The 12,527-nt window shown below is 44.8% G+C and carries 14 protein-coding genes and 1 pseudogene; 11 read left to right on the top strand and 4 right to left on the bottom strand.

Annotation, left to right across the window (positions count from 1 at the left end):
- Positions 1-161: 161 nt before the first annotated feature.
- The 3 genes from PG901_RS05015 to coaE all read left to right on the top strand — a co-directional run bounded on the left by PG901_RS05015 (position 162) and on the right by coaE (position 3,140).
- Positions 162-1,385 (top strand): type II secretion system F family protein, encoded by a 1,224-nt coding sequence (locus PG901_RS05015; RefSeq protein WP_271133735.1) that lies wholly within the window; start codon positions 162-164, stop codon positions 1,383-1,385.
- A gap of 25 nt (positions 1,386-1,410) precedes the next feature.
- On the top strand, positions 1,411-2,310 hold the full coding sequence (locus PG901_RS05010; protein ID WP_271133734.1) for a prepilin peptidase: 900 nt from the start codon (positions 1,411-1,413) through the stop codon (positions 2,308-2,310).
- A 140-nt stretch (positions 2,311-2,450) separates the two neighbouring features.
- Positions 2,451-3,140, top strand: coding sequence for a dephospho-CoA kinase (gene coaE, locus PG901_RS05005; protein ID WP_271133733.1), 690 nt, complete (start codon positions 2,451-2,453; stop codon positions 3,138-3,140).
- Here the strand turns inward: coaE and rlmB are convergent.
- On the bottom strand, positions 3,103-3,873 hold the full coding sequence (gene rlmB / locus PG901_RS05000; protein WP_271133732.1) for a 23S rRNA (guanosine(2251)-2'-O)-methyltransferase RlmB: 771 nt from the start codon (positions 3,871-3,873) through the stop codon (positions 3,103-3,105). The genes coaE and rlmB overlap by 38 nt on opposite strands.
- A gap of 274 nt (positions 3,874-4,147) precedes the next feature.
- Positions 4,148-4,483: a pyrimidine/purine nucleoside phosphorylase gene (gene ppnP, locus PG901_RS04995; protein ID WP_068407914.1), complete on the bottom strand. Its 336-nt coding sequence runs from the start codon at positions 4,481-4,483 to the stop codon at positions 4,148-4,150.
- A gap of 555 nt (positions 4,484-5,038) precedes the next feature.
- On the opposite strand from ppnP, the gene recN reads away from it, so the two are divergent.
- The 8 genes from recN to PG901_RS04955 all read left to right on the top strand — a co-directional run bounded on the left by recN (position 5,039) and on the right by PG901_RS04955 (position 11,677).
- Positions 5,039-6,718, top strand: a complete 1,680-nt coding sequence (gene recN / locus PG901_RS04990; protein WP_271133731.1) for a DNA repair protein RecN — start codon at positions 5,039-5,041, stop codon at positions 6,716-6,718.
- Between the two features lie 132 nt (positions 6,719-6,850).
- On the top strand, positions 6,851-7,414 hold the full coding sequence (locus tag PG901_RS04985) for a YqgE/AlgH family protein (RefSeq protein ID WP_201620045.1): 564 nt from the start codon (positions 6,851-6,853) through the stop codon (positions 7,412-7,414).
- Between the two features lie 72 nt (positions 7,415-7,486).
- Positions 7,487-7,999, top strand: coding sequence for a Holliday junction resolvase RuvX (gene ruvX / locus PG901_RS04980; RefSeq protein WP_201564270.1), 513 nt, complete (start codon positions 7,487-7,489; stop codon positions 7,997-7,999).
- Positions 8,000-8,073: 74 nt separating this feature from the next.
- The gene (locus PG901_RS04975; RefSeq protein ID WP_271133730.1) at positions 8,074-8,553 is read left to right on the top strand and encodes a hypothetical protein; all 480 of its coding nucleotides are present in this window, start codon (positions 8,074-8,076) and stop codon (positions 8,551-8,553) included.
- Between the two features lie 76 nt (positions 8,554-8,629).
- Entirely contained in the window at positions 8,630-8,956 is a 327-nt protein-coding gene (gene tusA, locus PG901_RS04970; protein WP_068033657.1) for a sulfurtransferase TusA, read from the top strand.
- A gap of 140 nt (positions 8,957-9,096) precedes the next feature.
- Positions 9,097-10,317 carry a class I SAM-dependent methyltransferase gene (locus tag PG901_RS04965; RefSeq protein WP_271133729.1) on the top strand — a complete coding sequence of 407 codons (1,221 nt, stop codon included), beginning with the start codon at positions 9,097-9,099 and terminating at the stop codon, positions 10,315-10,317.
- A gap of 38 nt (positions 10,318-10,355) precedes the next feature.
- Positions 10,356-11,294 carry a site-specific tyrosine recombinase XerD gene (gene xerD / locus PG901_RS04960; protein WP_068407934.1) on the top strand — a complete coding sequence of 313 codons (939 nt, stop codon included), beginning with the start codon at positions 10,356-10,358 and terminating at the stop codon, positions 11,292-11,294.
- Between the two features lie 44 nt (positions 11,295-11,338).
- Positions 11,339-11,677: a DUF3817 domain-containing protein gene (locus tag PG901_RS04955; protein ID WP_068407936.1), complete on the top strand. Its 339-nt coding sequence runs from the start codon at positions 11,339-11,341 to the stop codon at positions 11,675-11,677.
- A gap of 41 nt (positions 11,678-11,718) precedes the next feature.
- On the opposite strand, the pseudogene PG901_RS04950 reads toward PG901_RS04955, so the two are convergent.
- Positions 11,719-12,114 (bottom strand): annotated as a pseudogene (locus tag PG901_RS04950) (transposase family protein).
- Positions 12,111-12,527 (bottom strand): transposase family protein (locus PG901_RS04945; RefSeq protein WP_271133728.1); only part of this gene is annotated, 417 nt, incomplete at its 5' end. The pseudogene PG901_RS04950 and the gene PG901_RS04945, both read right to left, overlap by 4 nt.

Below are 12,527 nucleotides of genomic sequence, written 5' to 3'. Positions count from 1 at the left end.
TACCTAACAGATGTACTTAAATATAAAACAGATATATACTGGCTTTTTAAGCTAAAACAAAGTATGTCAAATTTAAAATACAGATCAGGTATCTTTTTATAGTTTGGCAATTTTTTATAGCCTGGCAGTATCTCTATTAGACAATTTTTGAGGGTAGTAACATGGCAAAAGCTAAAACCGACATGCTGTTAGACTTTGTCTATGATGGGGTAAACCGGCGCGGACAAAAAGTGAAAGGCGAGACCACCAGTCGTAGCTTGGAGCTGGCGAAAGCCACCTTGCGCAAACAAGGTATTACGGTTAAAGGCATCAAGAAAAAGCCAAAGCCACTCTATACCTTTAAAAAGTCTATCAAACCTATTGATATTGCCATTTTTGCCCGTCAATTGGCCACCATGATGAAAGCAGGTGTGCCGCTGACCCAGTCTTTTGAGATTGTCGCCGACTCCCTTGATAATCCAAGCATGAAAGACTTGGTTCTGCAAATCAAAGCTGATATTGAAGCAGGCGGCACTTTTGCTTCGGCATTACGTAAGCATCCACGCTACTTCGATGATCTGTTTTGTTCTCTTGTCGACTCTGGTGAGCAATCAGGTGCACTTGAGACCATGTTAGAGCGCGTTGCGACCTATAAAGAGAAAAGCGAGCTGTTAAAAGCCAAAATTAAAAAAGCAATGAAATATCCGATTGCGGTTGTTGTCGTTGCCATTATCGTCACCATTATTCTACTAGTTAAAGTAGTTCCTGTATTTGCTGATTTGTTCAGCTCTTTTGGTGCCGAGCTACCCGCTTTTACCCAAATGGTAGTAGGGATGTCTGAGTGGATGCAAGCATGGTGGTTTATTTTAATCGTGGTTATTGGCGGTGCTATTATTGGCTTTTCAGAGGCCAAAAAACGGTCTAAGAAATTCCGTGATTTCTTAGACCGTGCGGTTTTAAAGGCGCCAATATTTGGTAATATTGCTTACCAAGCCGTTATCGCCCGTTTTGCACGCACGTTATCAACCACCTTTGCCGCTGGTGTCCCACTTATCGATGCCTTGGACTCTACCGCTGGGGCAGCAAACAACGTGGTATTTTATAATGCCATTCAGCAAATCAAAAACGATGTCTCAACAGGTCAGCAACTACAGTTTGCTATACGCTCAACCAATATATTTCCAAGTATGGCGATTCAAATGGTCGGTATCGGTGAAGAGTCAGGTAGCTTAGAAGAGATGCTCGATAAAGTAGCGGTCTATTATGAAAATGAAGTTGATAACGCGGTTGATGGGTTGACCAGCTTAATGGAACCATTAATTATGGCAGTGCTAGGGGTGTTAGTCGGCGGCTTAGTAATAGCGATGTACTTACCAATCTTCCAAATGGGCTCAGTGGTAGGCTAAAATCTACTACAAGGACAACGACTTCATGCAATTTATTCAGTTATTACAAGAAAATATGACTCTTGCTTTAGTCGTATTTGGTCTACTCGGTCTTTGTGTCGGCAGTTTTCTAAATGTCGTCATTCATCGGTTACCGCTTATGATGGTAGCGGCTTGGCGACAAGAGTGTAGCCAGTTTATGGCTGAGCAAGCAGACATGCCGCGTGAAGATACGCAGCCACTAGCAGATATCGTTGCCACCGATACCCCTATCACATTAAGCACACCTGCTTCACGCTGTCCTCATTGCGCCCATAAAATAAAGTGGTATGAGAATATCCCTTTAATAAGTTGGCTTACATTACGAGGACGCTGCTCAGACTGTAAAGCCGCTATTGGACTGCGTTATCCTATTGTTGAGTTGGCGTCCGCCCTACTATCTATCTTGGTCATTTACCAGTTTGGCGTCAGCGTCGCTGGATTATCTGCCCTGATTTTGGTCTGGACGCTGGTTGCATTGACCGGTATCGATTTTGATACGCAGCTACTGCCTGACCGCCTGACTTTTCCATTAGCAGGATTAGGCTTGGCGGTAAACTCTCAAGGCTGGTTTGTATCCCCTACTCAGTCCATTTGGGGGCTATTAATCGGATTTTTATCTTTATGGGTTGTGGTTAAAGTCTTTTATCTCATCACTAAAAAACATGGCATGGGACAAGGTGACTTTAAATTATTGGCGGTGTTAGGTGCTTGGCTTGGCCCTATGATGTTGCCGTTAATTATTTTACTGTCGTCGCTGCTTGGTTCAATCGTTGGGCTTATTCTAATGAAAAAACAAGGGGAAAGTCGTCCTTTTGCCTTTGGTCCTTATATCGCGATTGCCGGTATCATCGCTTTACTATACGGCTCAGACATCGTCAATTGGTACTTAGGAATGTATACTTAGCCATCTATACTATGCAAGTAGACCCGCCATACTATGGCAAGTAGAGCAGCAATTTCTCAAAACAGGGGCTTTAACCTGCTAGAATAGGCTATTGCTGTATTACGGTCATCCCTCTTTTATCAGTTAAATAAGTCATCATTATGTCAAATTATGCCTCATCTTCGTCTTATTCCTTTCAACCACAGCCTCACCAAGCCAAAAGTAAGACATTGGTCATCGGTTTAACCGGTGGTATCGGCAGCGGCAAGTCGGCGGCAAGCGACTGGTTTGCCCAGCAAGGGATTGATATTATTGATGCGGATGTGATTGCTCATCAAGTTGTCGCTAAAGGTAGTACCACTTTACGCAAAATCAAGAGAAAATTTGGCGATTGGGTGTTAAAGGCCGATGGTGAAATGGATCGTGCCGCTGTGCGCACCCATGTCTTTACTCATCCTGAAGCCTTAATTGAGCTTGAAGCAATCACCCATCCAGCGATACGTGAAGCGGCGAAACTGCAACTAGCAGCCAGCACGTCACCGTACGTGGTGCTATCAGCGCCGCTGCTCATTGAAGGCGCTGAAGCTGGGCTTGCCAATTTATGCCACCGTATTTTGGTAATGGATGCCACCGAGGACACCCAACTTGCGCGTGCCAGCCAGCGTGACGAGCAAAGCGTACAAAAGATTAAAGCCATTATGGTCAATCAGCTAAGCCGCGAAGAGCGTAATAGTCATGCAGATGATGTGGTACTCAACGAGAGCGATCTTGCGGCATTATATGTACAGCTTGAGCCTTTACACCAAGACTATCTTACGCTTGCCCAGCAGCTAAAGTTCGCTGCCGATTAATCTCATAGAGCGCCATACCGGTAGCAACACTCACATTTAAACTCTGTAAGTTACCATGCTCGTTGCCTGACATCGGAATATAAACCAGCTCATCGCAGCTCTCTGTTGTCAGGCGACGCATGCCCTCGCCCTCTGATCCCATAATAATCGCGGTTTTGCCCGTCAAATCTGCCTCATGTATTGGCTTAGCCTCTGCATTTAAGGCAGTACCAAAGACAAATACACCAGCGCTTTTAATCTTGGTTAGCGTACGTGCTAAGTTGGTCACACTGACGATAGGCATCATCTCTGCCGCCCCTACCGATACTTTAGCAACGGTTGGCGTCAAGCTTGCCGCATGGTGTTTTGGACAAATGACCGCATCAACGCCCATGGCCACTGCGGTACGTAAACACGCACCAAAGTTATGCGCATCGGTAATTTGATCAAGCACCAATAATAAACACTGCTCACGTCCAGCAATGGTATCGAGCAAGCCTTCGTCAGCGAAACCTAATGGACGCGCATTAAGCACCACGCCTTGGTGCTGCGGGCTGCCGCACAGTTGCGTAAGCTTGTCTTTTTGCGTCGGTTGAATACTAATGCCATTATCACGTGCTTGCGCCATAATCGCTTGTACGTGGCTGTCAGTCTCACGTCCTTGCTGTACAAATAAGCTGAGTCCATCAAGCGGACGGTGTTCGAGTAAGGCATCAATTGCATGAATGCCATAGAAATAGCTAGGTTTTGCCATAATAGGCCTATTGATTATAAAGTGGGTATCACGCGCGGCGATAAAGAAGAAAAATATAACGATAATTGTAGCAACTAATCAGCGGCTAAACGAAATATTATTATTAAAAAAATCGTCAAAAAAAAAGAAACAAACCTTATTTAAGATTTATCTCTTTTTAAGCGCTTCGTTTTAGGTGTCAGAAGTAGTCTTTTAACACCCTTATCCGCATTGACTTTTGATAGTATGAATTTTTAAGAGCTTTATCTTTTAATAGAAGCAAGCTTAAATAGCATTAACCTTCTAAATGACAGATATACTGCACGATTTCTTCTGTGCGTAAGTTAAAGCCACTATTGCCTTCGACCACGAATGACTGTCCTGCGCGGTAGTAGCTGAATTCTTCTTCACCGTTTATTTTGACCTCACACTCACCGCTGATGATTTCGATACGTTCAGAGGTATTGGTGCTAAAGTGATAGTGTTCGACCAAATTGTCGCAAGGCAAAATAACTCCTAACGTTTTATGGCGACCGTCCTCAAACATAATGGTATGGCTTGAGCAACGACCATCGTAGGATATCGTGGCTTGAGCATTGACTGTTACATTGGTAAATTGCGCCGCTGTCATAGTGGCTTCCTTATCAAATAATTATTGCCAAACTAAAAAACCAAATTGAAAAACCGAATTGAAAAACTAGAGATTAATTCACTGCCTAAATGACAGTTAAACAACCTCTTTTTAATGACTAATACTATATTCAGCTTAATGTCACTAGCAACTAAAGATAGCTTCCGGCTGAGCTTACATTGTCTAAAATAGTGATGCACCTCTGACTTTGACCGTCATAGTACTGTATTTTTTTATCTATAAGACCAACCTTGTAGCACAGATTGTATGAAAATCTGGTGGTAAGAGTTTATCATTATGTGAGATTATGCTACCACATTATATCTATAAAGTTTGTTACAGCGACTAGGAAAGTTTGCTTTATTATTAAATGAACAACCAACTTTGATTACCTTTAAAATTTGTATTTACTGTCTTTTGCCACCATAATATTTGCCAATCCCCTTTATCTCATTAGCACCATTAACCAAAGCCATTTATTTCCTTATTTACCTATTTTAGACATGAATTATCAGCATAATTGGTGAAGTTCATTGTCTGCCATGAGAGGCGTTGATGCTCGTATCATTAACTTTACATCAGTTTGCATTGATTGCTCAGCATGAGCTGAGTGTGGCTGAAGGCTTCAATGTCATCACCGGTGAGACGGGTGCTGGCAAGTCATTATTATTGGATGCGCTATCTTTATGTGCAGGCGAGCGCGCCGACAGTGCGATGGTCAGACACGGGGCTGCGCACGCCGATATTTATGCCCAGTTTGATGTGGAAAATAATGACGTCGTTGCCGAATGGTTTGCCAAAAACGACCGACCTTTAGAAGAACCTGAAGTCTTGATTCGTCGTCAGCTTAGTAATACAGGGCGCTCAAAAGCGTGGTTAAATGGCACGCCGGTCAGCTTGGCGGAGCTTAAAAGTTTGGGCGCCTTACTGGTTAATATTCATAGTCAACATGCCCAGCAAGCCTTGCTAAAGCCGCAGTTTGTGGTGCAATGGCTGGACGAGATGGCACAAATCACGCCACTTGCAGAACAAACGGCCAGCAGCTATCAAGCTTATCAGCAGCTTAAACGCCGAGCTGCTGATATCGCAAGCCGCGAAGCCCAGCGCCAAGACCGTATGCAGTTGTTGCAAAGCCAGCTTGCCGACATTGAGCCACTACTCGCCGTTGATTATGCAGAAGTTGAAGCGGAGCACGAAGAGTTATCTAATATCGAGGCATTAATGCAAGAGGCCAGTCACGGCTTGCACCTACTCGATAATGATACCGACGAGCCAGATGTAATGACCTTGCTCGGGCAAGCGATTAAGCTTTGTGACAACCAAATGGGCGTCAGTCAAACCTTTGAGCAGGCTTCCGAACAGTTGCATTTAGCCCAGCAGCAAATCACTGAGGTCACAGGTTTGTTATCGGATTATGCGGAGCAACAGCTACCTGACCCTGAGCGCTTGCAAACACTTGATAGCTTAATCAGTCTCGGGCATCGTTTGTCACGTAAGCATGGCTTGCCAGCAAATGATTTAATCGATGAAGCAAAAGGTTGGGCAGCACAATTAGCACAATTAGAAAACGAGCCAAGCAGCGATGCGATGGCGGCGCAAATCGAGCAAGCCTGGCAAGATTATCTCACGCTCGCAACGCAGTTAAATAAAGAGCGCTCAAAAGCGGCGCCGATTGTCAGTAAGCAGCTGATCAAGCAATTACAACCACTTGCCCTGCCCAACGCCCGCTGCGAGTTTGTCTTTACCAAAAGGGCCGATACCAGCCAATATAGTGCGCAAGGCTGCTATGATATCGATTTATTATTTAGCGCCAACGTCGGTATGCCGATGCAGCCGCTACATAAGATTGCTTCAGGCGGTGAGCTGTCACGGATGGCACTGGTGATGCAAGTATTGCAAGCGACCAATGCTGATAATAATGCCGCCAAACCAATGCTCGTCTTTGATGAAGTCGATGTTGGCATCAGTGGCGGCACCGCGCAAGTGGTCGGTGAGTTACTACGCGCGCTTGGGCAGACGCAGCAGCTGCTTGCCATTACCCACCAAGCACAAGTCGCGGCGCAAGCACATCAACATATCTTGGTACAAAAACATCATGATGAACAAACCGAAAGCGAGCTGTTAATATTGACCGATAGTGCGCAAGTCGATGAGCTGGCACGTATGTCTGGCGGTGTGACCATTACTGATGTCACCCGTGACCATGCCCGTAGTTTATTGACCGATGTTAAATAAACATCTACGGTGCACCGTTAACGTCGAATAAGCGCTAAATATTTGCTTTGGTTGATTTTTTACTCAGTATCGCCATATAGTGGTGTGTCATCTCTGTTATTTTACCATTTACATTAGGTTGCGTTTTTTGCTATGTCCAAAGCCAATTTGACCCATCATTTCTTAATCGCGGCACCCGAGCTGTCAGACCCACGGTTTGAGCAGGCGCTGATTTATATCTGTCGTCACGATAAACACGGGGCGCTCGGTCTGATGGTCAATCGGCCATTAGAGCAGTCACGCGTGGGCAAACTGTTAGAGGATTTAGACATTGAAGTCACTAATCCGCAAGTGATGGAAGATGTGGCGCTAGAAGGTGGTCCTATGTACCCAGAAGTCGGCTTTGTCCTGCATACGGGTCAGCCAGAATGGGCATCGTCTTTTGCAATATCAGAAAACGTCTGTATCACTACCAGTCAAGATATCCTAAAACGTATCGCCGCCGGTCAAGGTGTTGGCCATTATCAGCTGTGCTTAGGTCATGCCAGTTGGGGTAAAAAACAGCTCGACCAAGAGCTCAATAACGGCGACTGGCTCGTCTGCCCTGCTGATTTAAACTTATTGTTTGATACGCCATTTGAAGAACGTTGGCAAATCGCTGCCGATAAGATTGGCGTTAATTTTGACTATCTAAGCAGCGATATTGGTCATGCCTAGTGTTATATATTGAATGCTATATACTTAGCAGCATTTGCTTAATGAAGACAGAAATAGGAAACACCCCTGATTATGGTAGATAGCACGCTTATAACAGATACGACAGCTGTCGAACCAGCGATTAAGCCGCATCTTATTTTGGCACTTGATTATGGCGTTAAAAAGATGGGCATGGCATTAGGTAATACCATTACCGAAACTGCGCGCGCCTTTGATATCTTGGCGATGAATAACGGTCAGCCTGATTGGGATAATCTGCTCGGTATTATCAAGGTTTGGGGCGTGGCAAAAGTGGTGGTCGGATTGCCACTGAATATGGATGGTAGTAGCTCAATGCTGTCCAAGCGGGCGCACAAATTTGCCCGACGCTTAGCCCATAGAGTTATGGAGCAGCATCTGCCAGTGGTGGTGAGTCTTTGCGATGAGCGCCTGACCTCAGTCGCAGCACGCGAAATTGCGTGGGAAAATGGCTGGATTAAAAACGAGCGCGACCCGATTGATGATATCTCCGCCTGTATCCTGATGTCGACTTACTTTGCTGATCCCAGTAGCAGTATCGCCATCGACGCGATTAAAGCGGATTAAGATAGCAGTAAGTCCATTGCTAATATACCGCGCCTCTTTGCTATATCATCTAAACGAATAAATGACTGATTAATATGACCACTGTCTCAGACCAATCTTTGCAAAACAAGTCGCAACGTGGCTTTGCACCGCTCGCGATTGCGCGTATCAAAGGCGCTCAGCGAGCAAACCAAATAGCGATTTATCTTATTTATGCCGCTATTCTCGCCTTTATGGTCTTTGGCACCATTGCCAGTATCAAAGCCTTTCATGACAATCAGCTGCTTTATCAACTCTTCTATAACTTGCCCTACGCTTTGGTGGCGCTCACGATTCCCATTACCATTTACGATGCGTTGGTTATTTATCGTTATCGCTTAAATCAGCCATCGATGATTGCTATGAGTATTGGCGTATCGACGGTTATATTACTTGGCGGGCTATTATTTGCCGATACTGCTTGGTTAGGATTATCTTGTTGGCTTGGGGTGGCGTTTTTATTCAAAGTTAGCTTTAAGCGCTTTTTTAATTTTTTAGAAACTGAAGAAGAAGCCGAAATCGCTGAAGAAGCGTAAAACAGCTGAACAGAAAATAATGCTAAGCAATAGATAGCAAAAAAACTTAACCTTTTAATAATTTAAAACGACGACTATGACAACTTCAATATCTGATAGCACGATTCAACATCATCTAGATACTCAAGGGCTGATTTGCCCTGAGCCAGTGATGATGCTGCATCGAATCATTCGTAAAGCCGAAGCCGGTGCGGTGATTGAGATACTCGCCACTGACCCTGCAACCACTCGCGATATTCCTAATTTTTGCCGTCATTTGGGCCATGAGCTTGTGCAGCAAGAAACGCTTGCTGAAAATGTACCTTTAAATGTCGATCCGGATGAAATCACGGTTGCTGACGATAATAACGCGCCTATCAGCGCCACGCTTTATCGTTATTTGGTCAAGAAAAAGAATGCTTAAATGTATTTGATTGACCCTAGAGCATTAGTAACCTAAGAGCACTAAGAACGTCAGTACATTAATAAAGTAACAGCAGTAATAGCATCAAGATATCTTTGCTTTGTACGAAACATATCATTCACAAATTAAAGGTAGATAGCGTGTTAGCAACCCAAAAGCAGTATGTGCAGTGGCAGGAAAACAAAGACGGAAACGAAACCTTACATCAAGCCCGCTGGTTGTCGGAAAGCAATCATATGCCGCCTGCCCGTATTGTATTGATTGATGATAAAACGACCGCAGATGAGGCTTACCGTTTGGCTTGCGAAGGCACTTCATTACTGTGGCGCGGTGACTTTCATAATGCCAAGCAATTGCTACAAGCGCTCAACCGACGTATCGAGCGTACCAATGAGCGCTCTGAGCAGCGTAAAATAAAAAAAGCAGCGAATCAGTCTGCTAGGTCTAATAAAACTGCAGTTGAATCTTCAGAGTTATCCAAAGACATTCCCAACTTATTTCATCAGCAGCGCCAAATCCAAGCGCAGCGTGCGCGTATCTTAAGCCGCTTGCTATTAGAACTTGATGCCAATTATGTCAGCCAATTACGCCGCGCCCCTGATGTCAGTGCAGCTTGTATAGCTGCTTTTGGCGAGCTGAAAGAGTCATGTGTACTGTCGTTTCGTGATTTGCAAGGGGCGCTTGGCGCAGCTCAGTGGCGCGAAAAAGGCGTCCCAATTGAAAGTTTAGGTTTATCGATTTTCCCGCATTATGGCGTTTTTGCGCCAACCCGCCATGAGTATGTGCAGCTATTGCTCGATGCACCATTGCCAAAAATTCATGATGTCGCCTATGATATTGGTACGGGCACTGGCTTGCTGGCTATTATCTTAGCGCAGCGCGGTGTCAAACAAGTAATTGCCACCGACTTAAATCCGCGAGCTTTAACCTGCGCCAGCGAAAATTTTACGCGATTAGAATTAGCTAATGTACAGTTGCAACAGGTGGATTTATATTCAACGGATGCGCCACTCGCTAATTTAATTGTCTGTAATCCGCCTTGGCTACCCGCTAAGCCAAGCTCGCCGTTAGAGTATGCCGTTTATGATGCCAATAGCAAAATGCTGCGTGGGGTTTTGCAGGGCGCGAAATCTCATTTAGCTAAGCAAGGAGAAGTCTGGTTGATTCTGTCGGATTTGGCTGAGCATTTACAATTACGCACTCGTGAGGAATTATTAGGCTGGTTTGCTGATAGTGGTTTGAAAGTAAAATACCGCCTCAATACCAAACCTAAGCATAGTCGCAGCCAAGATGAGTCTGATCCACTATTTGCAGCGAGGAGTAGCGAGATTACTTCATTATGGTGCTTAGAACCTGCCTAATCTTTAATAATTGATAATTAATCATTGAGTATCAAATTATGAGCCGCGACCGCGCCGTCCAACAGCGCCAACCTAAAGCGCTAGCCGTCGATGACGAGCCAGCTTACATCACCGAGTTTCGGCAAGCAATGCTCGCCCGCGGTTTAGCAACGCGGACGCGTAATGCTTATGTGCGCGATTTACGTTCTTGCGAGCTGACCAATCCTATCGCGCTGACGAAATGGCAGCCTGAAGACGTGCTGCACTGTTTATCAACCCTTACCATCGAGGGCAAAACGCCGCGCACGCAAGCACGTACGCTGTCAAGCTTGCGCCAGTTCTACCTTTGGATGATTGCTAGTAATTTGCGTGAGGACAATCCGTGCGAGCGTATCAAAAGCCCCAAATTAGGTCGTCCACTGCCAAAGGATTTGAGCGAGGCAGATGTCGATAACCTATTGGCGGCACCTGATAGCAGCACGGCGCTCGGTCTACGTGATAAAGCCATGTTAGAGGTGCTCTATGCTTGTGGTCTGCGCGTCAGCGAGCTGATTAATCTGTCGCTTGAGCAAGTCAATCTAAACGCTGGTTGGCTACAAATTACCGGTAAAGGCAATAAAACCCGCTTAGTGCCACTCGGCGAATATGCAGCAGATGCGCTAGAAGATTATCTAACGCACGCTCGTGGCGATTTGATTGCGCATTTGAAATCTGGTAATTGCCAAGCGGTGTTTTTGACCGCGCAAGGCGGCTATATGACACGGCAGAACTTTTGGTATCTATTAAAGAAATACGCCAAAGTTGCCAGCATAGATAAAGAGCTATCACCGCATACCCTACGCCATGCTTTCGCCACCCATTTACTCAATCATGGCGCAGACCTGCGTAGCGTGCAGTTATTACTGGGGCACAGTGATTTATCAACCACACAGATTTATACTCATGTGGCGACGGCGAGATTGCAGAAGTTGCATGCCGAGCATCATCCGCGCGGTTAGAATTGAAATTAAAGATTTATTGATGATTGTAAAAGGAATAAAACGTGTCGCAAGCTCAGCCATCTACTTTGCCTACCCTAACAAAAGGGCAAAACTCTGCCCTCAAAAACCTGACCATCATGGGTTACTTAGAAGGCACGTCTTTTTTATTATTGCTTGGTATCGCCATGCCACTAAAATACATGTTAGGTATTCCTGAAGCAGTGAAATATGTCGGTATGGCGCATGGGGGATTATTTATCGCCTATATTTTGATGCTGTTGATTGCAACGAGTAAAATAAAAATGCCGCTATGGGCAATGCCTGCAGGTGTGCTTGGCTCGTTTTTACCATTTGGTCCGTTTATATTTGATCATTTATTAAAAAAGCGTTTGAAAAAATAGAATTAAGTATTTTTGGTTATCGATTAGACCTCTTGCAAAAGTCATAGGTTTAGCTCGAAATTAATGATACCAGCAAACAGCTTCATTCTAAGATCATAGCGCTGACGACGGTTACGATATTTATGAGCCACGATTTTGAACAACTTGATTAAGCCTATTTTATGCTCAACCACAATACGGAACTTTGCCAGATAGTGATTGGCCTGTTTGCATATCTCCAGTAACTGACCACCACGTGGCTTTTTAAAAGGGGTGAAGGTTTGCTTATGTAGCTTTGCTAACCCTTAATAACCACTATCTGCTAGTAATTTAGCATTGTCAGGAAGCCAATCAGGACAAGTATCTTTATAGAGCTTAAAATCGTGGATTGACCCTTTACAGGTTTGCACATCAAGTATCAAACCGGTTTGCCAATGGACGATAACCTGCGCTTTCAAGGTGTGTTGTTTTTTCTTACCGCTATAGTAGTCGCTTTGGTTTTTTTTGGACGCTCAATTGGGGTTTCGGTGGCATCGACAATGACGACTGACCAATTGATGTCCTCATCGACACGACTAGGCAGCTTTTTGGGCAATTCAAACTTGCCAGAGTCAATCAGTGTGTCTTCTACTTTACGGATGATACGACTAGCAGAAGACTCATGAATACCAAAGTCCATACTGATATGATAAAGCGTGCGGTATTCACGCCAATAAGTCAGGGCTAGTAGTATCTGCTCCTTAAGACTGAGCAAGCTTGGTCTGCCTGATTTGGTTTTAGATGCTTCATGCTCTTGCATGGCCTCAAGCATGTCATAAAAGGTGGCTTTATGAATGCCAGTGTAGCGTTTAAAACCAGCGTCACTTTGTTT

The sequence above is a fragment of the Psychrobacter sp. ANT_H3 genome, assembly GCF_027919975.1.
GTDB lineage: Bacteria > Pseudomonadota > Gammaproteobacteria > Pseudomonadales > Moraxellaceae > Psychrobacter > Psychrobacter maritimus.
This window is presented reverse-complemented; position numbering and strand designations above follow the sequence as displayed.